Source organism: Aphanothece microscopica RSMan92 (assembly GCF_046613545.2).
In the GTDB taxonomy this organism is placed as follows: domain Bacteria; phylum Cyanobacteriota; class Cyanobacteriia; order PCC-6307; family Cyanobiaceae; genus NIES-981.
Map to the genome: position 1 here is coordinate 1 of NZ_JBKKKY020000007.1, position 25207 is coordinate 25207.

Genomic DNA, 25207 nt, shown 5'->3' on the forward strand with positions numbered 1-25207 from the left:
CCGAAGCACAGGGCCTGGGCCGGGTCCTCCCTCTCGCCCCGCTCCATGGCCCCCCCCTCCCAGCGGCCGATCGCCTTCTCCTTGCCGCGCTCCAGAAAGGTCCAGCCCGTGTCGGGGGGCACGGGCCAGCAGGGCAGTCGCCAGGCCTCGCGAAGCGCCAGAAGGCGTTCGAGCTCGGCCCGGGCCGCCGCTGCCCCTGGGGCCACCAGGCGCAGCTGGGTCCCGAATCCCCGCTCACCGCGGGCGATCAGCACCCCTGCCTGCGGCTCCTGCTCCGCGGCGGCCGCCAGCAGAAGCTGGAGCCAGAGATCGAGGCGGTGGCGTGCCCGGGCGCGGGCCGGCTGGATCACCGCGACCGTGTTCCCCCACCAGGTCAGTTCCTCCTCCAGGCCCGCCCAGGAGGCCAGCCGCCAGCTGGGCGGGCCGAGGGGCTCGAGGCCGCTGTGGAGGTCCGCCCAGCGCTGGGCCAGCAGCGCGGCCTCCAGCTCGCCGCCACCCTGGGGGGGCAGCAGGCCCTGGCCGCGCTGCCGGCTGAGCCAGGTCCCGGCTTGCTCCAGGTGGGCCGGGCTTCCGTCCTGCCCCCCGGAAGCTTCCTCCAGGGCTTCCCGCAGGAGTCGTGAACGCTGCCGCTCGTCCAGCTCGGCGGGGTCGAGGTCTGCGGTGGCGTCGGCCCATTCGTTCGGCTGCAGGCCCAGGGACCGCAACCAGCAGGCCTGGGGCTGGATCACCCAGTGGCGCAGATCGGCGAAGGTTCCCGCCTCCCGCTCCGCCTCCCGCTCCGCTGTCGCCGCTGCCGGCGATGGGGTTGCGGCCAGTGCGCGGGGGGCTTCCGGTGGGAGGGGCTGCTCCAGAAGCCGCCGTGCCTGGAGCAGGCGCCGGTCGCAGCTGGCCGGTGGCCGGCCCGCCGTGGCCAGGAAGTTGCGTCGATCGAGGGGGTTGGCCGGGTGGTGCACGACCAGGTCGGGGACGTTGACTTTGCCGCCCAGCTTTCCCTCCAGCCAGCTGATCCACTGGCTCACCGGCGCGGCGGGCCAGAGCTCCTCTCCCTTGCGCTCATCGCGGCAGTTCCAGGTCACCAGGAGGTGATCCCGTGCCGAGAGGAGGGCCTCCAGCAGCACGTAGCGGTCCTGGTCGGCGGCGCTGGGGTCTCCCAGCCGGCGCTGCTGTTCGAGCTGGTGGAAGCCCGGCCGCTGGCGTCGCCGCGGGAAGCAGCCGGCATCGAGGCCCATCAGCACGATCACCCTGTGCGGGATCGCCCGCATCGGCTCCAGGGCGCTGATCGTCAGGGCGCCGCTGCGGTGGCCGAACCGTCCGGCGTCGGCGGCGAGCCGCTCCTCCAGCACCGCGGCCACCACCGGGGCGGCCACCGGCAGCTCGCAACCGCCGGCCACCTGCTGCCAGTCATCGATGGCGGCCAGCAGGGGCGGGAGCTCCCAGGCCTGATCCCCCCCGTCAGCGAAGAGATCCTCGATCGCAGCCTGCAGGGTCTCCGCCCAGGCCGGGCTGCGGCGCGGGTGGCGCAGCTCGCGCAGCCAGTGCCGCAGCCGGGTGAGCAGGTGGAGCCACCGCCCCAGCAGCTCGAGGCCCTGGTGGCCGGCAAACGGGGCCGTCTCCCCCGGCGCGAGCCCGGGGGCATCCGGCAACACCAGACCCAGCAGCAGCCGGTCGATCGCCCAGCTGAGGCTGCCGCTGGCTTCCCCGCCCCGTGCGTCGCCATCGATCCCCCAGCGGAATCCCACCTGCTGCAGGACACGGTGCAGCTCGGCCACCTCCTCCGGGCTGAGCTGGAACCGCTGGCGCAGGGGACCGCTCTCCAGCAGGGTCTCGAGGGAGCTGGCGGTCAGCCGTTCCCCCGCCTGCTGGAGCAGGGTGAGCAGGCTGCGGCCGAGACCCGCCTGGCTCTGCTGGCTGCGGTCGGTGAGGCGCCAGTCCAGCGCCACCCCGGTCGCCTCCGTATCCCCGAAGACCGACGCCACCAGGGGGGCGAAGAGATCGACCTGGGGAGTCATCACCAGCACGTCCCTGGGCTGGAGGTCGGGGTTGGCGTGCAGGAGCTGCAGCAGGCGATCGCGCACGATCTGCACCTGGCGGAGCCGGCCAGGGCAGGCGTGAAACTCGAGGGAGCTGTCCCCCGCCGCCCGTTGCAGCGGCTGTGCCGTCTCCGGTTCCGCCAGCTGTCGTTGCAGCTGCAGCAGCAGGGGGAACGGCTCCGCCCGCCCCTCCTCCAGGGCGGAGAGGGCGAGGGGATCGACGAACCCATCCCTCTCGGTCGCGCTGCCGAGCTGGCACGCGCCGGTGCCCTCCAGCAGCTGCTGGAACTCCGCCCCCAGACGGCCGAAGCGGGCCTCCAGGCCAGGGGCCTCCACCAGCCAGTCGCCCGCGAGGGGCTGGTTCAGGGCCACGGCGTCGGAGAGGGCGGCGCGGCGCTGGCTGCAGCGCTGCCAGAGGTCGGGGCAGGGGGTGAGCAGGTAGAGATCCACCGGCAGGCGGCCGCTGATGGCCTGGAGCAGCCCCACCTGGACGGGGGCCAGGCTGCTGAGCCCGAACAGCCGCAGGCAGCCGGGCAGCCCGGCGATCGGTGCCGGGTCGTCCCGGAGCCGGGCGATGGCCTCCACCACCCGCAGCCCGAAGGGGCTGACGGTCAGCCGCTGCCGCAGCCATCGCACCAGCAGGGCCTGCCAGTCGCTGCCGTCGTCCTCCCCGGCCCACCAGCTCGCCAGCAGCTCGGGTCTGTAGAGGGCGTAGTCGTCGAGCGCGTCGGCGATGGAGCGGGCCAGCTGCCACTGGGCCCGCTCGAGGGTGTGGCCGCCGCCGTCGCGCCGCTCGAGCCAGTGGCGCAGCGGAGCCGCTGCCGGCTCCCGCACCAGGTGGGGGAGGAGTTCCAGCACCGGCCAGACCAGATCGATGGCCCGCCAGGGGTCGGGGGCTCCACCCTCCTCGCCCAGCACCGTCTGGACGATCCGGCGGAGCTGGCTGCCCGGGAAGGGGTAGCGGATGTTGGCGGCGATCCCCCCCAGGCCTTCGGCCAGCTGCTCGCCCAGCCAGCGGCTGGTGGGCCAGGTGTTGACCACCACCTGCACCGTCTCGAACGGGGCCGGGGGATGGAGGCGCAACTGGGCGGCCAGGATGGCGGCCAGGGTTTCGGCCCGGTTGCTGCGGAAGACGGTGAGCAAGGCCGTGGGCTAGCTGGCGCAGGCCTGGAGCCCGGCGCGGAGGGCTGGGGCCCGGCCGGCCAGGGTCGCTGCAGCCGAGCGGTCCTTGGCGGCAGCGGGCCTGGAGGTGATGGAGGACAGGCTGAACCTGCTGGACATTCCTGAGACTTCCCGGGTCGAGCCGGTCTCGGGGCAGTAGGCCGAGAGGGTGCCCCCATAGCAGGCGCCGGTGTCGATCATCACGATGCGGCCCCTGGCCTTGCGCCGCACGACCTTGTCCGGTGTGTGGGCGATGATCACCTCGCCGTAGCGGCCGTCATAGGCCTCCCAGAAGGGTTTTCGCACCGTGAGGGAGGGTTCCCAGGTGTCGGGGTCGAAGCCCGCATGGGTGGCGACCCAGCCGGGCCCGCCGTAGGTGAGGGGCAGCGCGGCCAGGCGGTCGAGCCAGAGACGGCAGCGGCGATCGCCCAGCTGGCGGTAGGTGTCACAGCCGGCGAGGGCCTGCTGGGCCATCCAGTCGCCGCGCCGCAGCGCCGCCACCAGATTGGCCTCATGGTTGCCCTGGAGCCAGACCCCCCTGCCGCTGGTCACCAGGGACCAGGCCAGCTCCATGGTGTGTTCGATCTGGGGACCGCGGTTGATCACATCACCGCAGAGCACGAGCCGATCGGTCGGCGGCAGGCTCTGAATCAGCCGCTGAAGGGCGTCGGCACAGCCGTGAACGTCCCCGATGACCCAGTGCCGGGAGGGGACGGTGGGGGACGTCATCGGTCCGTTGCGTTAGGACCAGTGTTGCCTGGAATCCCGCCGGTTGTCAGCCCTCGGTTTCCCGCCATCGACGCCGTCAGCCAGCCGGACAGCGCTGGTACGGTTCGCGGCAGCCGGGAGTCCTGGGTCATGGATCTGCAGTCGTTGCCCGTCGTGCAGCGGGTCAATGCGCTGGTCAAGGCCCTCAACGGTGCCAAGCGCACCAACGAGGCCCTGGCCCGCTGCTCCGATGGCGAGGCCATGCTCGATGTGCTCCTGGATGCCTCCGCCAAGCTGGGCCTGGGACTCACCCGTCAACAGCTGAGGGACACGCCGCCCATCCGCGACTGGGTGTGGTGGAAGAACAAGGAAGCCCTGGTCACGATCGGCGACAACAAGCCCCGTTACCAGCAGGACGGGGGCCAGGGCCGCCCCCGTTCAGCCGAATCCCAGCCGTCTGAACCACCTTCTGAAGCTCCGCGCAAGCGATTTCTCGGCCTGTTCTGATCGACCCACCGTTCTGATCGCGCCACCGTTCTGATCGACCCACCGTTCTGATCGAACCCTTGGGATGGGCTCGGATTGGCCGGGACCTGGCGAGGCTGAAGGCTGCTCAGGCCAGGCTGGCCAGGGGATCGCCGATGGTGGCGCTGGGACTTTCGAACTGGCCCTTCAGCACGAACTCCAGCCGAAGCTTCAGGAAGGTGATGAATTTCTCGTCGCTGGAGACCACCGCCGCGGCCGGGCGGGGCACCGTCGCGGTGGTGGCGGCGAGTTCGGGGGCTTCGAGAAAAGCGGGTCTGCGGACCAGCCAGAAATCGATGGCCTTGCCCTGTTCCCCGTAATTGCGCACCCGCTCCCGCAGCACTTCCTCCAGGGGCTCCTCCACGGTGAGGAAAGCCTCGCTGGCGGCAACGAAGTGGTAGGTGCTCATGGCTGCAGGCTGCCGAACAGGGGGTCCCGGCGGGGATTCTGAACCAGCGCCTTCATCTCCCGCACGGCCTGCTCCAGCCCCACGGCCAGGGCCCGGGCCACGATCGTGTGGCCGATGTTGAGCTCCTCCATCCCCTCGATCGCCGCCACGGGCTCGACGTTCTGGTAGGTGAGCCCATGGCCGGCGTTCACCCGCAGCCCCAGGCTGCGGGCGATGAAGCTTCCCTCGCAGAGTCGGGCGAGTTCCCGGGGCTGCTCCGCCCAGCCGGCCTCCGCATAGGTGCCGGTGTGCAGCTCCACCCAGCGGGCTCCGCTGGCGTGGCTGGCTTCCAGCTGCCGCGCCTCGGCGTCGACGAACAGGCTGACGCCGATGCCGGCCTGCTGCAGGCGGCCGACCAGCCCCCCCAGCACCTCGAGCTGGGCGGCCACATCGAGACCGCCCTCGGTGGTGACCTCCTGCCGTTTCTCCGGCACCAGCGTCACCATGTCGGGGCGAACGCGCAGGGCGATCGCCTCCATCTCGGGCGTGGCGGCCATCTCCAGGTTCAGGCGCGAGCGGACGGTCTGGCGCAGCAGCTCGACATCACGGTCCTGAATGTGGCGGCGGTCTTCGCGCAGATGCACCGTGATGCCATCGGCCCCGCCCAGCTCGGCCAGCAGGGCGTAGGTGACCGGGTCAGGTTCGACGGTGCGACGGGCCTCGCGCACGTTGGCGATGTGGTCGATGTTGACGCCGAGGCTGGCCATGGCGGCGAGGAGGGGCCGCGGCGATCCTATGGAGCGGACCCGGGACGGCCGCACGGCCAACTGCCCGCCCGCTGCGCTTGGAGGCAGACCCAGTCCTTAGCGTTCGGGCCATGACGTTGAGCTGGGAGCGATCGGCGCGGATGGCCCAGACGGTGGGCGTGGCCAGGGGCCGGGAGCAGATGGTCTGCCGTGGCATCAGTCCATGGCTGGCTCCCCTGGCCATGGTCACCACCCAGGATCTGGCCCTCCCCCTCTGGTTCCGCAGCATCGCGGTGGCCGGTCGTTCCCACATCCCCCGGGAGGGCCCGGTGCTGCTCGCCCCCACCCACAAGGCCCGCTGGGATGCCCTGCTGCTTCCCCACGCGGCCGGGCGCCGCGTGACAGGTCGGGACTGCCGCTTCATGGTCACCATCGACGAGATGCGTGGGCTCCAGGGGTGGCTGCTGCAGCGGCTGGGCTGTTTTGCCGTCGACCAGCTGCGTCCTTCGCTGGCGAGCCTGCGCTACGCCGTGGAACTGCTGGAGGCGGGCCAGCAGCTGGTGGTGTTCCCGGAGGGCCGCATCCGCCGGGAGGGGGAGGTCATCCGCCTGCATCAGGGGCTGGCTCGCCTCGCCCTGATGGGGGCCGGCAGGGGCGTGCCCGTGCCGGTGGTGCCGGTCGGCATCGCCTACGGCCATCCCCGACCACGACCCTGCGACCGGGCGGCCATCCACTTCGGGCAGCCGATGTGGATCCACGGCGAGGGTCGGAACGCCGCCGTGGCCTTCACCCACCAGCTCGCGGCCTCCATGGCCGTGCTGGAGCGCCGGGCCGCCGCGGCGATCGGGCTGGAGCCCGAGGATCGAGCCCCCTAGAGTCTGCCGACATTCTTCCCATCCGCTGTGCGTAGGTCCACCCGCCGTCTGTGCGGAACCGCTCTTGCCCTGGCGGCCTGTCTGGCTCCGGGGGTGGGCCTTCCGGTGCTGGCCCAGCAGGAACCGGAGCGGTCGCTGGCATCCGCCCAGAACCCGATGAACCTCCAGGCGGCCCGCAACCTGCTGGCCCAGGGGGACGCCGCCGCGGCGAGCGGCAACCTGACCGAGGCGCGTCGCCTCTACGACCAGGCGCGGGACTACACCCGCCGGCTGCTCAGCTTCTACCGGGACCTGAGCGGTTCCTTCCGCGGCCTTGATGCCCGCATTCCGCGGGAGATGGATCAGAAGGGGCGTGAAGCCCTCGAGCTCCTGGCCCAGGCCAACCTGCGGCTGGCGGCCGTGTTCCGTCGCCAGAGCCAGCCCGAGGTGGCCGTGCCGTTGCTTGTCGAGGTGGTCAAGGTGATGACGCCCGCCACGGAGGAGGGCCGCAAGGCCTACCAGATGCTCGTGGAGATCGGGTTCGCCACGACGCCCTACACCGCCGGCCAGGCCGCACCAGCCGCCCGTTAGTTCGACCCCCTAGATTTCCGCGGTCCTGTCCCCACCCCGATGGTGCAACCTGAGCAGGTCAAGGCCGCCATCCAGCGCGCCATGCCGGATGCCGCGATCGACGTCGAGGACCTCACCGGCGGCGGCGATCACCTGCAGGTCACGGTGGTCTCCAGCGCCTTTGCCGGTCTGACCCGCATTCGTCAGCATCAGCTCGTCTACGGCGCCCTGCGGCAGGAACTGGCCAGTGAGGCGATCCACGCCCTGGCTCTGCAAACTTCAACCCCCAGCTGATTCCATGGATGCTTCCGTCAAGCAACGGATCGAGACGCTGATCGCCAGCAGCCCCGTCTTCGTCTTCATGAAGGGCACCAAGCTGATGCCCCAGTGCGGCTTCTCCAACAACGTGGTCCAGATCCTCAATGCCCTGGGGGTCTCGTTTGAAACCTTCGACGTGCTCTCGGATGGCGAGATTCGTCAGGGCATCAAGGACTACTCCGAGTGGCCCACGATCCCCCAGGTGTATCTCAACGGGGAATTCATCGGCGGATCCGACATCCTGATCGAGATGTACAACTCCGGAGAGCTGCGGGAACAGCTGGCGGTTGCCCTGGCCAGCTGATCTCAGCCCGGCCCTGTCGTAAGGGCCCTCGCCGGACCGTTCAGTCCCCCCGGCCCGGCCGAGGGGGGCCACGCCTCAGTGGCGTCCGGTTTCGAAACCGGATTCGTAGAGGCTGCGCGGATCCCCATCCGGCCCGATGAAACTCGAGGGGTCCTGGATCCAGCGATCCACCAGTTCTTCGAGCCTCCGCTGGGCGATGGGATCGAGCACGGCCGTTCGCCGCAGGGCATGCAGATAGCCGTCGGCATAGAGCCGCAGATCCGCAGGACCGTGGTAGCGGTGCGCCAGCTCCTGGCAGGCGTCACACAGCGACTGGAAGTGGCGGATGGCGTCGGGATGCTGGAGCGCGGTCATGGTGCGGGCTGACCCTGGGACCATTGTGGCCATCCTGCCTACCCTGCCGTCGGAGGGAGGACCGATCCTCACGGATCCGGTGACCCGCCCTGAACGGGGCGAAGGCGGCCGGTGCGGTGGCTGCCGGGTCCCCAAGGCATCAGCTGATACCCGTCAGACCTCGACGGGACCGTTAGGTTAGGCACACCCGGGGTTCACGACCCACCCGAAGGTGCCTGCCCAACCGCCTCCCACGCCGCTGAATTCTGCTGATCCGGCCAAGCGCGTGCTGGTGGTTGATCCCCATGCCACCCTGCGCACCGTTCTCGCCCAGCGCCTGCGTCAGGATGGCCACATGGCGGCGGCGGTGGCAACGGCCACCGAAGCCCTCGATGTCTGCCGGGACCAGTCGCCCGACCTGCTGATCAGCGCCGAGCTGCTGGACGAGAGCAGTGCCCTGCGCCTGGCCACCCAGCTGCGCTGCCCGGTGATGGTGCTCACGGCCCGCACCGGTTCGGAGCCGGTGGTCACCCTTCTGGATGCCGGCGCCGACGACGTCCTCCGCAAGCCCTTCGGGCTGGAGGAGCTCGCCGCCCGCTGCCGCACCCTCTTGCGGCGGAGCTCCAGCGGGCTGCAGGAACGGGTGTGTGTGGGCCCGCTGGAGGTGCACCTGCTGCTGCGTCAGGTCACCCTCCGCGATCAGCCGGTGGAGCTGAGCCCCCGGGAGTTCGCCCTGCTCTGCGCGCTCCTGATGCCTCCCGGTGTGGTGCGCAGCCGCCAGGAGTTGCTCCGCATGGCCTGGCCACCGTTCAGTGGTGGTCCCCGCTCGGTCGACACCCAGGTCCTCACCCTGCGCCGCAAGCTCGAGCAGGCCGGTCTGGGGGAGGGCGGCGGCATCGAGACCGTCCGCCAGCAGGGCTACCGCTTCAGTCTGGAGACCCTCCCCGAGCAGGACGTGTCCGTGGGCCCTGATCTGCAGTCGATCAATTCGGTCGCCTGAATCGCCACGGAATCTGCTCGTCCTCGACCGGCCGGCTGAGGGACCCGCTCAGCTCAGGGAGCCAGGGGCTGCAGGACCCAGCCATGCCGTGATCAGTTCGGCTGCCAGCATGGCGGCGGTCAGGCCGGCCAGCAGCCGGTAGGTCCAGGGAGGACTGATCCGTCCCACGGCACGGGTGTCGAGACCGCTCGCCTCGCTGAAACGGGCCAGATACGCCTCGAAGCGTGCCACCCGCTGGGGCAGCAGCCAGGCGGATCCATCGCGGCTGCGCACGTAGTACACCCGGCCTCCCTGGCTTGTGGTCACGGGGGTGAGGCCGCTGATGGACGCCCAGGGCATCTGCCAGCCGCGGCGGAGCATCCAGGCGCACCAGGGGGGATGGCCCACCCGGATGCCGTGGCCGTCAAGTTCGACCCGTTCGCTGGTGAGGGCCACGATGGGCACCAGTCCCAGCAGCAGGGCCACCGTAAGGCCCAGGGTGGCTGCTCCTGGGGGGGCCAGCACGGGCAGGGGAGCCACCAGGGCCAGGTACAGACCCAGCAGGGTGAAGCGGATCAGGGGCGCCATCGGATGGCACGCGACGGCGTCCCGATCGCCCGATGGGTTCATCGGTCGTCGTCGGAGCCCGGCAGGGGCTCCAGGAGCTGGGTGGGCTGGTAGCGGCCGGTGAAGACCTCTTGCTCCCGCCCTTTCCAGAACTCACCCAGCCGCATCAGATCGGCGTGCGCCTCCTTCAGGCGGGCCAGATACTCATCGGGAGCCAGGTCATCGCGGGCTTCCTTGAGCTTGGTGAGTCGCAGCAGGTGGAGCATCCAGGGCTTGCCCAGCTCACCCCGCTGCTCCAGGAAGCGGGCCAGCTCCTCGGCGCTGGGCTGGGGCGGGGTGGGTGAGGCGCTGGCCATCCGCACGTGGCGACGGGATCCACCCTATGCAGGCCATCCCGCCGGTCGTGGCGGACGGTCGACTCAGGCCGGCAGTGCCCAGGGGTTGAGGCCGAGGTCCGCGCCGATGCGATGGGCGCAGGCGAAGCCGCTGAAGGCCACCGCGTTCAGTCCCTGGCCGGGGAAGCAGGAATCGCCCACGCAGTAGAGGCCCGCCAGGCCGGTGCGGTTGAAGGGCATCGGCAGCAGCCCGGGCAGGCGGAGGGCCGGTATGGGGCCGTAGCTGCCGCCGCTGCGCCCCAGGAAACGGCGGTGGGTGCGGGGGGTGCCGATCTCGCGGTGGTGGATCGCCCCCTGCAGGCCGGGCAGGATCGTTTCCAGCCGCTGGATCAGGCGCGCCGCATCGGCCTCTTTCTTGGCGGCGTACTGGCTGGGGCTCAGATCGAGCCAGGCCTCGATCGCGCTGGGGGTGAAGGTGTGGAGGATGTGGCGCCCCTCGGGGGCCAGGCAGGGGTCCAGCAGGGTCGGCATCGACACGAACACCACGCCCTGTTCGGCCTCCATCTCCTCCCAGCGCTCCAGCAGCAGGTGATGGCAGTGGAAGCCCTCGGGTACCACTGCCGCGTCGATGCCGAGGTGCAGCGAGAGGAAGGAGGACGACGGCCGGTAGCGCCGCCGCCAGGTGGCTTCCGCCGCCGGGGTGTGGGCGGCCTCCACCAGGGTGGAGCGGGGTGAGTCCTCTCCGGCGAACGTGTCCCAGCGGGTGGCATTGCTCACCACCCGCCGGGCACCGATCCGCTCCCCATCGGCCAGCTCCACGCCCACCGCCCGGCCCTGCTCGATCAGCACCCGGGTCACCCGGGCCCTGTAGCGGATCGCCCCCCCATGGCGGCGCAGGCCCGCCACCAGCTTCTCGGCGATCACACCGACCCCGCCACGGGGGTAGTTGATGCCGCCGGCGTGGCGGTCGGAGAACACCATGCCGGCGTTGATCATCGGGGTGCGATCGGCCGGCATCACCGACCAGCAGAAGCACTCCATGTCAATGAACCTGAGCAGCTGCGCATCCCGGATGTACTGGCGCGCCACCGCCCCCACGTTCACCGGCAGCCAGCGGGCCAGGCCCAGGCAGGCCAGCGGCGCCCTGAAGAACACCTTGGCCAGGTAGGCCGGATCCTCCAGCGACAGCAGCGGCATGGCATCGAGGCAGCGAAACACCTGCCAGCAGGCCTCGTAGAAGGCGCGGATCCCCTGCGCCTCATGGGGGAACAGGGCGGTGAGATCGGCGATGAACCGTTCGTAATCGCGGTCCACCGCCACCTCGAGGCCGCCGGGCAGGTGGTAGGCCAGCTGGGCGGGATCCGGGATGGTGTCGCAGTGTTCGCCGACGTCGGCCAGGGCACGGGTGAGCAGGTTGGTGTGGCCCTTCTCACCGAAGCCGAAGATCATCGAGGCGCCCACATCGAAGGTGTAGCCCTTCCGGTGGAAGCTCCCGCCGCTGCCCCCCGGGATCAGGTAGCGCTCCAGCACCAGCACCTTCGCCCCCTTGGCGGCCAGCTGGCTGGCCGTCACCAGACCCCCGATGCCGGCACCGATCACGACCACATCCCAGTCCGCCCGGGTCCCGCCGCTGGGGGAGAGCGAGGCGGGGGCTGGGGCTGAAGGAGCGGACGGTGGAGGCGTGAGGGTCACCGGGGAGGGCTGGAGGTGCAGTGACGCTAAGGGGCTCAGGGGGCCTCGCCGTTGACGAGCCACTGGCATTCCAGGGGCTCGAGTTCCAGCCTTCCGGCCTGCAGCGGTGGTGGCTGCCCGCCCTGCAGAAGGTTGTGCAGCTCCCCGGCCAGGCCGGCGTAGCGGCCCATCTCGGCCGGGATCGACTGGGGCCCCTCATCGAAGTTGGCGAGCACCAGCACGGTGCCCTCCGGGCGGCGGCGGGCGTAACCGAGCACATGGGAGTTGTGCGTCCACAGGGGCTGGAACAGGCCGAAACCGTGCAGCAGAGAGGTGCCCTTGCGCGTCTGGATCAGATGGCGCAGGCCCAGGAAGATCCGACCCGTCACCGTGGCGGGGTCGTGGCGCTCGCTGGCCCTGTGCCAGTCCATGGCAGGGCGGTTCAGCCAGCGGCTGTCGCCGGCCCGGGCAGGATCCTGCAGGTAGGCCGTGTCGTTGCACAGGCCCAGCTCGTCGCCCATCTGCAGCACCGGGATGCCGCCCGCCCCCAGGATCAGGGCGTGCAGCAGCAGGATGCGCCGGATCGCCCGATCGATCGCCTCCGCATCGCCCTGCTCCAGGGCCGTCTCCAGCCCGGCCAGGGAGGCGGTGGTGCCGGTCACCCGGGCATCGCCGCTGCTGGGGTCGGCCTGGAAGAGGGCACCGCGGGCGTAGGAGCCTGGAAAGGCGCCGGTGAAGAAGTCGCAGAGGAAGCGCCGGTGCAGGTGGGGGGTCTCGCCGACGGCCGCCAGGGCGCCATCGGTCATCGCCCAGCCGATGTCGTCATGGTTGCGCAGATAGTTCACCGGTGCGCAGCCGATCAGCAGCTGGGGCGCCTGGTGCATCACATGGGTGATCAGCTCGACCCGCCGGGTCGCCAGCGCACTCCAGAGCAGCACCATGCGCTGGTTGTTGTAGGCCAGCTCACACTGTTTCTCCACCGTGCTCTTCACACCCAGATAGCGGATCAGCGCGTCCGGCGGCACGATCGCCTCGGCCTTGAGGATCACGCCGGGAGCCACCACCCGCAGGATGGCGCGGAAGGCCTGGATCAGCTGGAACACCTCCGGCTGGTTCTGGCAGTTGGTGCCCATCCGCTTCCACAGGAACGGCGCCGCATCCAGCCGCAGCACATCCGCTCCGAGATTGGCCAGGAAGAACATGATCTCCACCATCTCGAGCAACACCTCGGGATTGGTGTAATTCAGGTCCCACTGAAAGCTGTGGAACGTGGTCCAGACCCAGCGCCCCGCCCCGGCCATGCCGGGAATCCAGCTGAAGTTTCCCGGCGCATCGTCCGGAAAGATCTGCGGCAGGCTGGCCTCGTAGGCCTCCGGCAGTGTGCGGTCGGGGAAGGTGTGGAAGTAGTTGAGATAGCGGGGATCCCCCTCCACCGCCCGCTGCGCCCAGGCGTGTTCGCGGGCCACATGGTTCAGCACCAGATCCAGGCAGAGGCTGATGCCCCGCTGGCGCAGATCCCTGGCCAGAGCGGCCAGATCGTCCAGGCTGCCGAGATCGGGGCGAACCCGGCGGAAGTCCTGCACCGCATAGCCTCCATCGTTGGAACCGGCGCGCGGTTGCAGCAGGGGCATGAGGTGCAGATAGGTCACCCCCAGGTCCTCCAGGTAGGCGATCTTCTGCCGTACGCCTGAGAGGTCTGCGGCAAAACGGTCGGTGTAGCAGGTGTAGCCCACCATGTGGCTGCGCTGGAACCAGTGGGGGGTGAACTGGCGCTCCAGATCGAGAATCTTCAGATCGTCCGGGCGTTCGGCATAGGCCGCCACCATGCGGCCGAACAGCTGGCCGAACTGCTCCAGGGCGTCCTCCCGCTCGCCGTACAGCAGGGTGAGGGCGTCGTAGAGATCGTCGAAATAGCGCTCGAAGCGCAGCCAGAACACATCCACATCGCGGGGCTCGAGCCGGCCCTCCAGCCGGTAGCTCTCCACCCTGCGCACGTTCTCGAAGGCCGCCCGCACTTCGGGGGCCATCACGAAGAGGTTCTGCATGGGCCCCTCGATCGATCAGGTCTTCAAGGAGGTGGCGAGCTGGTGACGCTCCCGCCAGAGGGCGAGGTCCGCCAGGGCCCGGTCGCGGTAGGCCCCGTACCGCCGCCGTTTGTCCCGGATCCGTTCCGGCAGCTCCGGCAGCAGGCCGAAATTCGGCGGCATGGGCTGGAATCGGTCGCTGGGAGCCTCGGCGATGAAGTGGGTGAGGGCGCCCATCATCGTGGTGGGGGGCAGGGCGAGGGGCTCCAGCCCCAGGGCCAGCCGGGCGGCGTTGGTGCCCGCCAGCCAGCCGCCGGCCACGGCCGCGGCGTAGCCCTCGGTGCCGGTGATCTGGCCCGCCGCCAGCAGGCTGGGCCGCAGCCGGAACTGCAGGGTGGGATCGAGCAGCTGGGGCGCCTCCAGGAAGGTGTTGCGGTGCATCACCCCGAAGCGCACGAATTCGGCGTTCTCCAGCCCGGGAATCAGGCGCAGCACCCGCTTCTGTTCGCCCCATCGGAGGTTGGTCTGGAACCCCACCAGGTTCCAGAGCCGGCCGTCCCTGTCCTCCTGCCGGAGCTGCACCACGGCGTAGGCCCTGCGGGCCCGGCGCACCTCGCGGTCGTTCACATCACCCCAGCGGGGATCCCAGAGGCCGATTGGCTTGAGCGGGCCGTAGCGCATCGTGTCCTCGCCGCGGCGGGCCAGCTCCTCGATCGGCAGGCAGCCCTCGAAGAAGCTGGCGTGTTCCTGCTCGAAATCCTTGAGCTCGGCCTGTTCGGCCGTCAGCAGCGCCTCGCGGAAGGCGAGGTACTGCTCGCGATCCATCGGGCAGTTGATGTAGTCGGCGTCGCCCTTGTCGTAGCGGGAGGCGCGGAAGGCGAGGCCCAGATCGATGCTCTCGCCCTCCACGATCGGGCTGGCGGCGTCGAAGAAGTGGCAGTCGGCGCGGCCGGTGAAGGCCCGCAGCTGCTCCGCCAGGGGCTCGCTGGTGAGGGGGCCGGTGGCGAGCACGGCGATCTGGCCGGGGCCGGGCAGGGTGGTCTGCTCGCGCCGCTCCACGGTCACCAGGGGGTGCTGCTCGAGAGCCGCGGTGAGAGCGGCGCTGTAGCGGCCGCGGTCCACGGCGAGGGCCCCACCGGCCGGCACGGCGTGTTGGTCGGCCGTGGCGATCACCACCGACCCCAGCTGCCGCAGCTCGGTCTGCAGCAGCCCGGCGGCCCGGTCACTGGAGAGGGCACCGAAACTGTTGCTGCAGACCAGTTCCGCAAATTCGGGGCTGTGGTGGGCCGGAGAGCGGCGCAGGGGCCGCATCTCCACCAGGCGCACCGGCACGCCGCACGCGGCGATCTGCCAGGCGGCCTCTGTGCCGGCCAGCCCCGCACCGATGACCAGGATCTCCTGGCCCCCCGCGGCCCGTGGACTCGGGCTGGGGCGAACGGCCTGGAGATCGACGGGAGACAAGGGCAGGGGCTCAGGCGCGGGCGCGCTTGATCATCAGCTGCAGCTGCCCCACGGCAGCCCGGCCGATGTGGAACACGGCCCAGGCGGCGGCAAGCAGGATCGGAGCGGCAACCAGCACCAGCCGTGCGTCCATGGGAGGGCAAGAGGAAGTGGGGCGATCTTAAGGACTGCCCCGGACGCTGGTGCCCCGGGATGGCCCGTCTGATTCGTTTCGTTAGGTCGCCTTGTCAGACCGTCTTGTCAGGCCGCCTTGTCAGGCCGCCTCGTCAGATCACGGGAGATCCCCAGACTCCTCCCAGGCGCTCTGCGGGCTTCGGCCGGCATGGGCCATGGCCAGCTGGCGGTAGCGCTGGGCATGCAGACGCTGCGCGGCGATGGCCTCCGGGGTGAGGTCCCGCCGGACCTGGGCGGGGGTTCCCATGACCAGGGCTCCCGGCGGGACATCCCGGGTCACGACGGCCCCCGCGGCGACGAGTGCGCCAGCCCCCACCGTCACGCCGTTCAGCACCACCGCCCCGATGCCGATCAGGCACCCGTCCTCGAGGGTGGCGCCATGGACGACCGCCCGATGGCCGATGGTCACGTCCGCGCCGATGCGGACAGGCTGGCCGGGATCGCCATGCAGCACGGCGCCGTCCTGCACATTGCTGCCCGCACCGATCAGGATCGGGCAGACATCACCGCGGGCCACGGCCGTGGGCCAGAGGCTGGCCCCGGCCGCCAGCTGCACATCGCCGATCACCACCGCCGTCGGCGCGACCCAGGCATCGGGATGGATCTGGGGATCGGGCCAGGGAAAGGTGGCCATCGCAGAAGGCTCCAGTGGGGCCATTCTCCAGGCCCCTGACTCTCTCTTGGAGGAGGTCGCCCCGGGGTGATACCTTCCTTGGGTGCCCAGCGGGCGCGGGTCGCTAGCTCAGCGGTAGAGCACTCGGCTTTTAACCGATTGGTCCTGAGTTCGAATCTCAGGCGACCCATGGATTGCTTCTCCAAGGCGTCGACGGCCCTGCCCCCCCTTCAGGGTCCCTGGCAGGACGCGCTGTCCAGCAAGCCTGGCCAGGCTGAGGGATGGCTCGCGGCAGCTGGAGGGTTCACCCAGAAGGGGTTGGCTCAGCCGTCCCATGGAGCCTATCCCTGGAGGGTTTGAGGTCCCCAAGGCAACCCTCCCACGCTCTGATCACGTCGTCGTGAGATGGCGACTTGTTGAGCGAGGTCAACAAACTTGGAGTTGCTCAGGAGGCCTCAGCACGCTCGCTAAGGTAGAAGAAAGGCAGGGTTGATTCAGGCGTCTGGTCGTACTGGCCCTGGCTGCTCCAGGGTTGTCGTAGGGGCGTCTCGCCCAGTCGTGCCCCGTCGTCGCGCCTTGATGGGCGCACAGTCGTCGTGTTGTTGTTGCGTTGCGTGTGATGGAACAGCTTTTTCTTCTCAAGTACAGCACCCATGATTGTTCTGTTTGTCGCTCCATGAGTGCGTTTGACGCCAAGGTTGCGGGAGATCTTGGGCTCAGCTTTGTGGATGTAGATCTCAGGAATCCAGAGGTCTACAGGCGCTACCGAAAGATCCTGCTGACACGCTTTCCCTACAAGCAGTCCCTGGCGCTGCCCACCTACCTGCTGGTGGATGAGCCGAGTGGGGATTTCTCGATCCTTGGGGAGGTCATCGGAGGTATGCCCGAGCAGGTGTTCCGTGATGGGCTGCAGGCGCTGCTGCCCCCCGACCGAGCCGCTGAGGGGGCTTCTGCGCGGCCCCGGTCCCTAGGCCCTGGCGTTCGGGCGACCGCTTAGATCAGTCCAGGCACAAGTCCAGGCCAAGGGGTTGTGTTTCCCAGGTCGGGTGGGGCATCGGCATCCCGTTCTGGTGCGAAGGTCAATGGATGGGCGGCCACGTCGTATGTGCTGACTTCGTCGAGGGAGACGTGATTCAGCAGCGTCGTCGTGAAGGCGAACAGGATGAATGGCAAGGAAAAGACAAAGATGAACCCAACAACCGCCATCCCCGCGTAGAGGTGCGAGGCTCCCATCAGGGCAAGACCTGAAGCGAGGCTGAGAAAAATCACGAGCAACCAGATCAGAATCTGCCCATAGATGTCTCCATAGGTCAAGGTGGAGCGAAGGTTGTAGCGGGAATGTGCGTTCATGGCTGAATGTCTCTCGAGACGCTCGTGGGATCTTGCTTTTGGTGCCGAAGTGCTGGCGTCGCTTAGGTGCTTTCGGTGCTGATGGACTTTTGGTACTGATTTGCTTTCGGTGCCTACCGATAAGAACAGTCTTTTCTGCTGATTTCTATGCTGCTCTCGGCCGCTCTCTCGATGCTTCGGCGTGTGGCTTGTTGCTCTTGCTCGGCCTGTTGGCTGGGCCTGTTTTGCTCGGCTGAGCCGCTTGTTCCTTCCTTCCACCAGCTTAGGTGTGCAGGGCGCAGGCTGTCCGGTGGCTCACAGGATGTTGCCCGGGGGTTTCGGATTGTTGAGTTGTGAAAAGCTATTGGATCTGTCTGCCGCGTCTGCGCTTCGGGCATGAACAAACCTTGATGGCCGGGCCTGAAAGCTGCCCCGGATGACGAATCTTCTCAAGGTCGATTCGCTCTGCTGCTTTGCAGTCCCCGAGGCTCATGGTGGGAGTGGCCAGCTTGACGTGGTCGTCACCCGCGGTCGTCACCGCTGGCGTCATGGTCATGGGTCCAAGGATGTGTTGGAGGAGGTGGCGGCGATGGCTCTGGTTGACGAAACCTGCATTCCCTGTCGCGATGGCGGTCCCACCCTGGAGATGGAGGAGCTGGATGAACTGCTCCCTGAACTTCCGGGATGGCGCCTCGTGGAGGGCCACCACCTCAGCAAGGAGCTGGAGTTCCCGGATTTCGCCTCGGCCCTGAGCTGGCTCAACAGCGCTGGCGCCGTCTGCGAGGAGCAGGGTCACCATGCGGATTTCCGGGTTGGATGGGGCTATGTGGGGATTGAAGTGTTCACCCACAAGGCCGGAGGGGTGACCCGAGCTGATGTGGTGCTTGCCGCCAAGCTCGATGCGCTGCCCTTGAACGCTCCTTCGCAAGCCTGAGCCCTGTCAGCGCCCTCGGCCGGATGGCTCAGCAGCAGCTGCTGCTGGCCTCGATGCCTTGGCGGTCCTGCCCTCGCTGCTCTGCCCCTGGCGAGAAGGGCATCACCCCGCCGCAGCCCGGGAACAGGCCGTAGTGCCGGCTGAAGTCGCCGATGAACGCGAAGTGCGGGGCCAGGCGGCTCTCGGCCAGCATGCGGAAGGTGTTGCCGCACACCTGAAACACCCGGCCCGTCTCGATGGCGTGGTGCTTGTCGAACGGCAGCAGGTGGGGGTGGCCGGCGATCGTGCCCCGGTAGATCACGGCCTGGCCATGGTCCTCGCAGGCATCCTCGAGGGCGTCGATGCGGAACAGGCGGTAGGTGGCGGAGTGGAAGCCCAGCGTCCCGGTGCGGGCCGCCAGGTCGGGATCGGTGATGGCGAGCGGTCGGTCCTCCACCAGCCGGGGATCCGGGAAGCCAGCCTGGCGGGCCAGCCGCAGGAAATCATTCCAGTAGAGCGCTCCGCCCAGGCATTCGCCGTAGAGCACGGGGTCGCGGCGCAGATCCTCGGGAACGCGTCGATCGGCGTAGACATCGGCGAAGTAGAACTCCCCGCCCGGCCGCAGCAGCCGGTGAACCCCCTCCAGCACCGCCCGCTTGTTGGTGGAGAGGTTCACCACGCAGTTGGAGATCACCACATCGAAGCTGGCGGGCTCCAGATCCAGCGCCTGGAGTTCCTCGATCCTTCCCTCGAGGAACTTCACGTTGGCGTAGCCGAACTGCTCGGCATGGAAGTGGCGGTGGGCTTCGGCCACGGCGAGCTGCTCGGCCGTCATGTCGACCCCCACCACCGTGCCGTCGGGTCCCACCAGCTGGGCCAGCAGGTAGACGTCGCGGCCGCTGCCGCAGCCGAGGTCCAGCACCCGGCGCCCCTCCAGCAGGGGCGGCATCACCAGGCCGCAGCCGTAGTAGCGGGAGAGCACCTCCGGATGGATACGGCTCAGCAACGGCCTCAGGGATTGCGGTACGGCACTGGCATCGCAGCAGGCGCTGGTGCGGAGATCGGCGCTGCTGTTCAGCACGGATCCGTAGTAGGTGCGCACGTTGTCCGTGACGGTCTGGTCGCTGCTGGTGCGCATGGCTTCGCGAGGGGGGTGGCGTGGGGGTGGAGGGCAGGCCCGAGCTTGGCTCAGCCGAGGGCACCGCTGCAGCTGGAACCGCTCCCGGCCGTGCAGCCGAAGCAGTGCGCCCCCACCGCGATCGGATCGCTGCAGGGGTCGTGCTCCAGCAGGTCACGCAGGTGGGGGCGCTGACGGGTGCGGCCGGCGGCGGGCAGGTCGAGCATCTGGTTGAAGTCGCAGTCGAACAGCTGGCCCTGCCAGTCCACGCTGATCAACGAGCGACACATCACCTGCTCGAGGTTGGCGTCGCGGTGATGGCTCCGCAGCAGATCCAGGTAGCCCTCGAGCTGCCCGCTGGCCTGCAGCACGGCGGCAAAGCGCTGTATCGGCATGTTGGCCAGGGCGAAGAGGTGGTTGAAGCGGATGCCGAAGTCCTGGGCGAGGATCCGCCGGTAGTCCGCCTCGAGCTTCTGCTGCGGCGGCGGCAGGCTCGGTCCCTGGGGGTTGTACACCAGGTTGAGCGTCAGGCCCGTATCCGGCTCCCCGTAGCCGAGGGCGTTGAGCTGCCGCAGGCCGGCGATGCTGCGCTCGAACACCCCGTAGCCCCGCTGCCGATCGACATTGCCGGCGGAGTAGCAGGGCAGCGAGGCCACCACCGCGACCCCCTCCCTGGCCAGGAAGTCCGCCAGATCCTCCTGGCCGGGTTCACTCAGGATGGTCAGGTTGCAGCGGTCGATCACCGTCACCCCCAGCCGGCGGGCCTGGCGGACCACCTCCCGGAACCGTGGGTGGAGTTCCGGGGCGCCCCCGGTGAGATCCAGGGTGCCGATCCCCCGGGCCTGTAGCACGGCCGGGATCAGTGCCAGGGTGGCCGGGTCCATGCTCTCCGTGCGGGTCGGCCCGGCATTGACGTGGCAGTGGCTGCAGCTCTGGTTGCAGCGGTAGCCCAGATTCACCTGCAGGCAGGTGAGGCTGTGGCGGTGGAGGGCGGGGAAGGCGTGGGTGTCGCGCACGGGCCGGATCAGATGCTGGTGAGCACGCGGGGCCCGAGGGGTTGATCCCCGCCGGGCCGGAGGGGCTCCAGGCTGATGCTCAGCCGGCTGGCATGGCTGGAGGGTTCGCTGGGAATCGGCATCGCCACGACGCCGTCGTTGTCGGGGACGACCTGGACGCATCCCACCTGGCGCCCGTCCACCTCGGCCCAGAGCCGGTAGACGTGCTGGGGCGGTGCCGGCGGCAGCCCCTTGAGGCGCAGCAGGTTGTAGCCCTGATCCGCCTGCACCACCACCTGGCCGGAGATCGGACCGCCCGGCGTGTCGCCCTCGAGGACCATGGTGCGGTTCACCCGCAGGCTCGGCGCGGTCGCGGCAGGGGGGCTCTGCTGGGCCAGTTGGTGCCGCAGCTGCTGCACCTGGAGGCCCGTCACGATCAGCCCACCGGCCAGGGCGGCCATCACCAGGCGACTCCAGGACGGTGCCGGGGAGCGGTGCCGCGTTGGCGGCTGTTCCGCCGGCGCGAGCAGCCGCTGCCGCAGACGGGCCGGGGGCTGGGCCTGGGCCGGCAGGCCGAGCGGGAGCAGCTGCAGGGTGGTGGCGAGTTCGTCGAGACGGCGCTGCAGGGAGGGATCGGCGGCCAGCTGCTGGCGCAGGGACGCCTGTTCGGCTTCATCGAGATCCCCCAGGGCATGGCCGGCCAGGAGCTCGTCGATCGGCGGGAGATCGGAGTGGGTCATCACGGGCGGGCTGGGGGATCGGCGGGGAGGTCGTGGAAGTCGGCCATGTGATGCCGCAGGGCCAGCAGCCCCTGGCGGGAGCGGGTCTTCACCGTGCCCAGGGGGATCTGCAGCCGTTCGGCCACGGCGGACTGGCTCAGGCCTTGGTAGTAGGCCAGTTCGAGCACCTGGCGTTGCTTCGGATCGATCTGCTCCAGGGCGTGGCGCATCCGTTCGCCCAGGTCCGTCAGTTCGGCCCAGTGCTGGGCGGCCGGTTCGTCGCGGCCCAGCAGCTGGGCCGACCACTGCTGCAGGATCTGCCAGCGGTTGCGCTGCTGGGCCAGTCCATTCAGGGCCATGGAACGGGTCAGCAGCAGCAGGTAGGCCAGCACCGGCCCCCGCCGCGGGTCGTAGCTGTCCTGGCGCCAGTAGCGCACGAACACATCGTGGACGAGATCCTCGGCGGCCTGGCTGTTGCGGCAGAGCCGCAGGGCCAGGCGGTAGACGGCCGGACTGCAGGCGTCGTACAGGGCGGCCCGGTCCTGGTGGTCGAGGGGGGGTGGCGCCGGCGCCGCGGCTGGAGGCCCCTGGCCGGGGGTGGGAATGGTCGGCTCCAGGCCCATGAACTGCGCGGGGTCGTCTGGCCTGTCTACCGGTGGAGGCGGCCGCCGGATTGGCCTCAGCTGGCGGGCGAGCGATCCAGCACCAGCAGCAGCCCCCCCACGATGGCCAGGTTCTTCAGCAGTTGGATGCGTTGCTGGGGATCGCCCACCTCGCCATGGAACAGCAGGGTGGTCGGCACCAGGAAGGCCAGCAGCAGCAGCGCCCCCAGGCGGGTGCGGAAGCCCCCGATCACCAGCACCGATCCCGCCGCCATCAGGAGCATGGCCGCACCGAGCAGCAGCGGGGCCATGGGCAGGCCGCGGTTCGCGATCACCGCGGTCGCGGCCGGGACGTCCATCAGCTTGCCGACCACCGCATGCACGAACACCAGGCCGATCAGGAGCCGGCCCAGGGGATCCAGCCAGGCGGGCCGGTGCGGGGAACGGCGGACCTGGGAGCGGGACGACGCAGCCATGGGGGAGGGAGCGGCAGTGGGGGTTGCAGTGGGGTGGTGGCCCGGTGGGGTGGTGGCGGTGGGCGTGGGACCTGGTCGCCGGGGGCGTCAGGCCGGCGTGGTGCCGGGGGCCTGGGCCGCGGGGTCGCGACGGAACAACCCGTCGAGGTAATGGCGGGCGACCGCACGGTCCTGGCACCCCTGCTGGAACAGGAAGCCCGCCAGGGCCGCCTGCATCAGGCGGTACTGGTCCCACTGGGGATGGGTGTGGACGAACTCCCGCATCGCCTCGAACAGATCCTCCGGAAACTGGTTCTCGACGGACACGTGGGCGGGGGGGTGATCGGGAACCTGGGTCACACAGCTCATCGCGCTTCCCCTCCATGACGCCATGGCGGGCGGCTCCCGTCAAAGCCGGCGGTGCACCCCCCATCCCACTGGGACCTACGGCGGGAATCGAGTGCTGGCAGCGGCTCGGCGCCACCTGCGAAGCCCAGCGTCCCGGGGCGATGCCGGCTCAGGGCTGGCCGTCAACGGGAGAGGCCTTTTCCCCGGAGCCTGCGCCCGGGCCGGGTGGCCGTGCGGCGACCGGGGAGAGCCGCCTGGGGAAAACACCGGGTCCTGCTGGGGAAAAACGCCGGCAGGGGCGGAAAAGCCTGACTGCTAAGCATTGGTGATCGGTCGCACCCCCAGTGATCCGGGTGGTCCTCCGAGTTCCGCTCCTGGTATCAACTGCGGCAATCGATGGGGGGGGTGGGGGGCTTGGCTGACCTTCATCCCCTGACCTTTCCCATGCCTGCCACCGCACGGCTGAATGCCATCGAGTCGATCCTGGCCCGCTCGCCGGTGCAGACCCAGCCGCCAGCTCCCCTGGAGGAGCTCTGGGCCAGTGACGTCTTCACCCTGGAGAAGATGAAGTCGGCCCTGCCGAAGACCGTCTTCAAGTCGATCCAGCGCTCGATCAAGGAGGGGACCAAGCTCGACGCCTCCGTGGCCGACGTGGTCGCCCAGGCGATGAAGGACTGGGCCACCAGCCGCGGCGCCCTGTATTACGCCCACGTCTTCTACCCGCTCACCAACCTCACGGCCGAGAAGCACGATGGCTTCATCTCCCCCCAGGGAGATGGCACGGCGATCACCGAGTTCACCGGCAAGCTGCTGGTGCAGGGGGAACCGGACGGCTCGTCCTTCCCCAACGGCGGCATCCGCTCGACCTTCGAGGCCCGCGGCTACACGGCCTGGGACGCCACCAGTCCCGCCTACCTGATGGATACCCCCAACGGGGTCACCCTGTGCATCCCCACGGTGTTCGTGTCCTGGACCGGCGAGGCCCTCGACAAGAAAACCCCCCTGCTGCGCTCGAACGCGGCCATGAACCGCCAGGCCCAGCGGCTGCTGCGCCTGCTCGGTGAAACCGAGGTCGCCCCGGTGAACTCCAGCTGCGGGGCCGAGCAGGAGTATTTCCTGGTCGACGCGGCCTTCACGGCCCTGCGTCCCGACCTCCAACTGGCCGGGCGCACCCTGGTCGGCGCGCCGCCGGCCAAGGGCCAGCAGTTCGATGACCACTACTTCGGGGCCATCCCCGAGCGGGTGCAGGTGTACATGCAGGATGTGGAGCGTCAGCTCTACAGGCTCGGCATCCCCGCCAAGACCCGCCACAACGAGGTGGCCCCCGGTCAGTTCGAGATCGCGCCCTTCTTCGAAGCGGCCAACGTCGCCACGGACCATCAGCAGCTCACCATGACGGTGCTGAAGGCCACCGCCAAGAAGCACGGCTTCACCTGTCTGCTGCATGAGAAGCCGTTCGCCGGCGTGAACGGCAGCGGCAAGCACGTCAACTGGTCGATCGGCAACGCCACCCAGGGCAACCTGCTGGATCCCGGCCACACCCCCCACGAGAATCTCCAGTTCCTGCTGTTCTGTGCCGCGGTGATTCGCGGCGTTCATTGCTTCGGCCCGCTGATGCGTGCCGCCATTGCGACCGCCAGCAACGACCATCGTCTGGGTGCCAACGAAGCTCCACCGGCGATCATCTCGGTGTATCTGGGCAGCCAGCTGGAGGATGTGTACAGCCAGATCCGCTCCGGCAATCTGCAGGGGTCCGCCCAGGCCGCGCTGATGTCCCTCGGGGTCGACACCCTGCCCGATCTCAACAAGGATCCGGGAGACCGGAACCGCACCTCCCCGTTTGCCTTCACCGGCAACCGCTTCGAATTCCGGGCCGTCGGATCCGGCCAGTCCGTGGCCGGTCCGCTGGTGGTGCTGAACACGATCCTCGCCGACTCGATCCAGTGGATCGCGGACCAGCTGGAAGCGGGGATGGCCTCCGGTGCCTCCCTGGAAGATGCGGCCTTCGCGGCCCTGAAGCGCACCATGGATCAGCATGGTGCCGTGGTCTTCGGAGGGGACGGCTACTCCTCGGAGTGGCATCGGATCGCCGTTGAGGAGCGGGGTCTGGAGAATCTGCCCACCTCGGCCGATGCGCTGCCGGTGCTGCAACGCCCCGAGATCCGGGATCTGTTCGAACGCCAGGGCGTGCTCACCCCGCTGGAGCTGGAAAGCCGCTTCGAGGTGTACGCCGAGCAGTACATCCTCGCCATCGAGGTGGAGGCCAGGCTGCTGCTGCGCATGGTGCGCACCCAGCTCTATCCGGTGATCATGGAGTCGATGGGCGGCCTGGCGGCCTCCCTCAAGGCCCAGAAGAAGGTCGGCCTGTCGCCCGATCCCTCCGTGCTCTCGCGGATGGATGCCCTCTGCCAGCAGATGCTGGAAGGCTGTACCGCCCTGGAGGCCGCCATGGCGTCCGAGGGGGAGGGCGTCCATGCCCATCTGCGCCACTGCGTCGATGCCCTGCTGCCTTGCATGGGGCGGATCCGGGAAGCCGCCGATGCCCTGGAGTCGCTGGTCGACGATGCCTCCTGGCCGCTGCCCACCTACCAGGAGATGCTGTTCATGCGTTGACCATGCGCTGATCATGCGCTGACCGTGCGCTGATCATGCGCTGAGTCGCACCCGGCCCGGCCCGCCGAGGCGGTGGCGCCCGTTTCGCTCCATCATGGAACCCTGGATGTTCAGCCTGCAGGTTCCGATGGAGACGGATGTGGCGCTGCCCCTGGCAGCTGGTCTTGGCCTGATCGGGCTGATCGTGATCGGTTCGGTCGTGCTGGTGCTGCGGCCCAGCGACACGCACAATCGCCAGGGCTGATCGCCTCACTGCCCGTCCCAGCGCCTTCGCCCGGTTACACGCCTTCGCCGGGTTACAACGCCTTCACAAGGACGTCGGTCGAACCTTGCGGCTCGTGCCGGCATGCGTCAA

General features: G+C 69.4%; 29 protein-coding genes and 1 tRNA gene. 11 read left to right on the forward strand and 19 right to left on the reverse strand.

Annotated elements, in window-relative coordinates; genetic code table 11:
* A partial coding sequence (locus ACLD7X_RS03115; protein WP_411422003.1) for an exodeoxyribonuclease V subunit gamma occupies positions 1 to 3173 on the reverse strand: 3173 nt, incomplete at its 3' end.
* Between the two features lie 9 nt (positions 3174 to 3182).
* Positions 3183 to 3920 carry a metallophosphoesterase gene (locus ACLD7X_RS03120; protein WP_411422004.1) on the reverse strand — a complete coding sequence of 246 codons (738 nt, stop codon included), beginning with the start codon at positions 3918 to 3920 and terminating at the stop codon, positions 3183 to 3185.
* A 129-nt stretch (positions 3921 to 4049) separates the two neighbouring features.
* Here ACLD7X_RS03120 and ACLD7X_RS03125 point away from each other — a divergent pair, with 129 nt between their 5' ends.
* Positions 4050 to 4406, forward strand: coding sequence for a hypothetical protein (locus tag ACLD7X_RS03125; protein WP_412007304.1), 357 nt, complete (start codon positions 4050 to 4052; stop codon positions 4404 to 4406).
* Between the two features lie 106 nt (positions 4407 to 4512).
* On the opposite strand, the gene ACLD7X_RS03130 is transcribed toward ACLD7X_RS03125, so the two are convergent.
* Positions 4513 to 4833 carry an MgPME-cyclase complex family protein gene (locus ACLD7X_RS03130; protein WP_411422006.1) on the reverse strand — a complete coding sequence of 107 codons (321 nt, stop codon included), beginning with the start codon at positions 4831 to 4833 and terminating at the stop codon, positions 4513 to 4515.
* Positions 4830 to 5579: a pyridoxine 5'-phosphate synthase gene (locus tag ACLD7X_RS03135; RefSeq protein ID WP_411422007.1), complete on the reverse strand. Its 750-nt coding sequence runs from the start codon at positions 5577 to 5579 to the stop codon at positions 4830 to 4832. The genes ACLD7X_RS03130 and ACLD7X_RS03135 overlap by 4 nt, the downstream gene beginning before the upstream one ends.
* Positions 5580 to 5689: 110 nt before the next feature.
* Between ACLD7X_RS03135 and ACLD7X_RS03140 the strand changes: the two genes are divergently transcribed.
* Genes ACLD7X_RS03140 through grxD form a run of 4 tightly spaced genes read left to right on the forward strand, consistent with a single transcriptional unit; the run spans position 5690 to position 7604 of the window.
* Positions 5690 to 6433 carry a lysophospholipid acyltransferase family protein gene (locus tag ACLD7X_RS03140; RefSeq protein ID WP_411422008.1) on the forward strand — a complete coding sequence of 248 codons (744 nt, stop codon included), beginning with the start codon at positions 5690 to 5692 and terminating at the stop codon, positions 6431 to 6433.
* A gap of 27 nt (positions 6434 to 6460) precedes the next feature.
* Positions 6461 to 7003, forward strand: coding sequence for a hypothetical protein (locus ACLD7X_RS03145; RefSeq protein ID WP_411422009.1), 543 nt, complete (start codon positions 6461 to 6463; stop codon positions 7001 to 7003).
* 39 nt (positions 7004 to 7042) lie between these two features.
* Positions 7043 to 7276 carry a BolA family protein gene (locus ACLD7X_RS03150; RefSeq protein ID WP_411422010.1) on the forward strand — a complete coding sequence of 78 codons (234 nt, stop codon included), beginning with the start codon at positions 7043 to 7045 and terminating at the stop codon, positions 7274 to 7276.
* A gap of 4 nt (positions 7277 to 7280) precedes the next feature.
* Positions 7281 to 7604: a Grx4 family monothiol glutaredoxin gene (gene grxD / locus ACLD7X_RS03155; RefSeq protein ID WP_411422011.1), complete on the forward strand. Its 324-nt coding sequence runs from the start codon at positions 7281 to 7283 to the stop codon at positions 7602 to 7604.
* A 75-nt stretch (positions 7605 to 7679) separates the two neighbouring features.
* On the opposite strand, the gene ACLD7X_RS03160 is transcribed toward grxD, so the two are convergent.
* The gene (locus tag ACLD7X_RS03160; protein ID WP_412007305.1) at positions 7680 to 7958 is read right to left on the reverse strand and encodes a DUF6761 family protein; all 279 of its coding nucleotides are present in this window, start codon (positions 7956 to 7958) and stop codon (positions 7680 to 7682) included.
* 265 nt (positions 7959 to 8223) lie between these two features.
* Between ACLD7X_RS03160 and ACLD7X_RS03165 the strand changes: the two genes are divergently transcribed.
* On the forward strand, positions 8224 to 8937 hold the full coding sequence (locus ACLD7X_RS03165; RefSeq protein ID WP_412007306.1) for a response regulator transcription factor: 714 nt from the start codon (positions 8224 to 8226) through the stop codon (positions 8935 to 8937).
* A gap of 48 nt (positions 8938 to 8985) precedes the next feature.
* Here the strand turns inward: ACLD7X_RS03165 and ACLD7X_RS03170 are convergent, their stop codons facing one another.
* From ACLD7X_RS03170 to ACLD7X_RS03200, 7 genes are all read right to left on the reverse strand, one after another.
* The gene (locus tag ACLD7X_RS03170; protein WP_412007307.1) at positions 8986 to 9504 is read right to left on the reverse strand and encodes a hypothetical protein; all 519 of its coding nucleotides are present in this window, start codon (positions 9502 to 9504) and stop codon (positions 8986 to 8988) included.
* Between the two features lie 38 nt (positions 9505 to 9542).
* On the reverse strand, positions 9543 to 9839 hold the full coding sequence (locus ACLD7X_RS03175) for a hypothetical protein (RefSeq protein ID WP_411422015.1): 297 nt from the start codon (positions 9837 to 9839) through the stop codon (positions 9543 to 9545).
* A gap of 63 nt (positions 9840 to 9902) precedes the next feature.
* On the reverse strand, positions 9903 to 11423 hold the full coding sequence (crtH, locus tag ACLD7X_RS03180; protein ID WP_412007310.1) for a carotenoid isomerase: 1521 nt from the start codon (positions 11421 to 11423) through the stop codon (positions 9903 to 9905).
* A 122-nt stretch (positions 11424 to 11545) separates the two neighbouring features.
* Entirely contained in the window at positions 11546 to 13534 is a 1989-nt protein-coding gene (locus ACLD7X_RS03185) for an alpha-amylase family protein (protein ID WP_412007308.1), read from the reverse strand.
* Positions 13535 to 13549: 15 nt separating this feature from the next.
* Positions 13550 to 14908: an FADH(2)-oxidizing methylenetetrahydrofolate--tRNA-(uracil(54)-C(5))-methyltransferase TrmFO gene (trmFO, locus tag ACLD7X_RS03190; RefSeq protein ID WP_411422076.1), complete on the reverse strand. Its 1359-nt coding sequence runs from the start codon at positions 14906 to 14908 to the stop codon at positions 13550 to 13552.
* A gap of 76 nt (positions 14909 to 14984) precedes the next feature.
* Entirely contained in the window at positions 14985 to 15107 is a 123-nt protein-coding gene (locus ACLD7X_RS03195) for a photosystem II protein Y (protein ID WP_006910263.1), read from the reverse strand.
* Positions 15108 to 15245: 138 nt separating this feature from the next.
* The gene (locus ACLD7X_RS03200) at positions 15246 to 15782 is read right to left on the reverse strand and encodes a gamma carbonic anhydrase family protein (RefSeq protein ID WP_412007309.1); all 537 of its coding nucleotides are present in this window, start codon (positions 15780 to 15782) and stop codon (positions 15246 to 15248) included.
* A gap of 97 nt (positions 15783 to 15879) precedes the next feature.
* Here ACLD7X_RS03200 and ACLD7X_RS03205 point away from each other — a divergent pair.
* Both ACLD7X_RS03205 and ACLD7X_RS03210 read left to right on the forward strand, forming a co-directional pair.
* Positions 15880 to 15951, forward strand: a tRNA-Lys gene (locus ACLD7X_RS03205).
* Positions 15952 to 16380: 429 nt separating this feature from the next.
* On the forward strand, positions 16381 to 16758 hold the full coding sequence (locus tag ACLD7X_RS03210; RefSeq protein ID WP_411422019.1) for a thioredoxin family protein: 378 nt from the start codon (positions 16381 to 16383) through the stop codon (positions 16756 to 16758).
* Here the strand turns inward: ACLD7X_RS03210 and ACLD7X_RS03215 are convergent.
* The gene (locus ACLD7X_RS03215) at positions 16755 to 17111 is read right to left on the reverse strand and encodes a hypothetical protein (RefSeq protein WP_411422020.1); all 357 of its coding nucleotides are present in this window, start codon (positions 17109 to 17111) and stop codon (positions 16755 to 16757) included. The genes ACLD7X_RS03210 and ACLD7X_RS03215 overlap by 4 nt on opposite strands.
* 415 nt (positions 17112 to 17526) lie before the next feature.
* Here ACLD7X_RS03215 and ACLD7X_RS03220 point away from each other — a divergent pair, with 415 nt between their 5' ends.
* On the forward strand, positions 17527 to 18024 hold the full coding sequence (locus ACLD7X_RS03220) for a 4a-hydroxytetrahydrobiopterin dehydratase (RefSeq protein WP_411422021.1): 498 nt from the start codon (positions 17527 to 17529) through the stop codon (positions 18022 to 18024).
* A 28-nt stretch (positions 18025 to 18052) separates the two neighbouring features.
* Here the strand turns inward: ACLD7X_RS03220 and ACLD7X_RS03225 are convergent, their stop codons facing one another.
* The 6 genes from ACLD7X_RS03225 to ACLD7X_RS03250 form a co-directional block, all read right to left on the reverse strand.
* Positions 18053 to 19141 carry a methyltransferase domain-containing protein gene (locus ACLD7X_RS03225; protein WP_411422022.1) on the reverse strand — a complete coding sequence of 363 codons (1089 nt, stop codon included), beginning with the start codon at positions 19139 to 19141 and terminating at the stop codon, positions 18053 to 18055.
* Between the two features lie 50 nt (positions 19142 to 19191).
* Entirely contained in the window at positions 19192 to 20136 is a 945-nt protein-coding gene (gene arsS, locus ACLD7X_RS03230) for an arsenosugar biosynthesis radical SAM (seleno)protein ArsS (RefSeq protein WP_411422023.1), read from the reverse strand.
* An 8-nt stretch (positions 20137 to 20144) separates the two neighbouring features.
* The gene (locus ACLD7X_RS03235; RefSeq protein WP_411422024.1) at positions 20145 to 20855 is read right to left on the reverse strand and encodes an anti-sigma factor; all 711 of its coding nucleotides are present in this window, start codon (positions 20853 to 20855) and stop codon (positions 20145 to 20147) included.
* A complete protein-coding gene (locus ACLD7X_RS03240; RefSeq protein WP_411422025.1) occupies positions 20855 to 21457 on the reverse strand; it encodes a sigma-70 family RNA polymerase sigma factor in 603 nt (200 codons plus the stop codon). Before ACLD7X_RS03240 ends, ACLD7X_RS03235 begins: the two co-directional genes overlap by 1 nt.
* 56 nt (positions 21458 to 21513) lie before the next feature.
* Positions 21514 to 21912 carry a DoxX family membrane protein gene (locus ACLD7X_RS03245; protein WP_411422026.1) on the reverse strand — a complete coding sequence of 133 codons (399 nt, stop codon included), beginning with the start codon at positions 21910 to 21912 and terminating at the stop codon, positions 21514 to 21516.
* Positions 21913 to 21999: 87 nt separating this feature from the next.
* The gene (locus ACLD7X_RS03250; RefSeq protein WP_412007389.1) at positions 22000 to 22251 is read right to left on the reverse strand and encodes a DUF2811 domain-containing protein; all 252 of its coding nucleotides are present in this window, start codon (positions 22249 to 22251) and stop codon (positions 22000 to 22002) included.
* Between the two features lie 432 nt (positions 22252 to 22683).
* Between ACLD7X_RS03250 and ACLD7X_RS03255 the strand changes: the two genes are divergently transcribed.
* Positions 22684 to 24852, forward strand: a complete 2169-nt coding sequence (locus ACLD7X_RS03255) for a glutamine synthetase III family protein (RefSeq protein ID WP_411422077.1) — start codon at positions 22684 to 22686, stop codon at positions 24850 to 24852.
* A 106-nt stretch (positions 24853 to 24958) separates the two neighbouring features.
* Entirely contained in the window at positions 24959 to 25096 is a 138-nt protein-coding gene (locus ACLD7X_RS03260; RefSeq protein WP_411422028.1) for a hypothetical protein, read from the forward strand.
* Positions 25097 to 25207 lie beyond the last annotated feature (111 nt).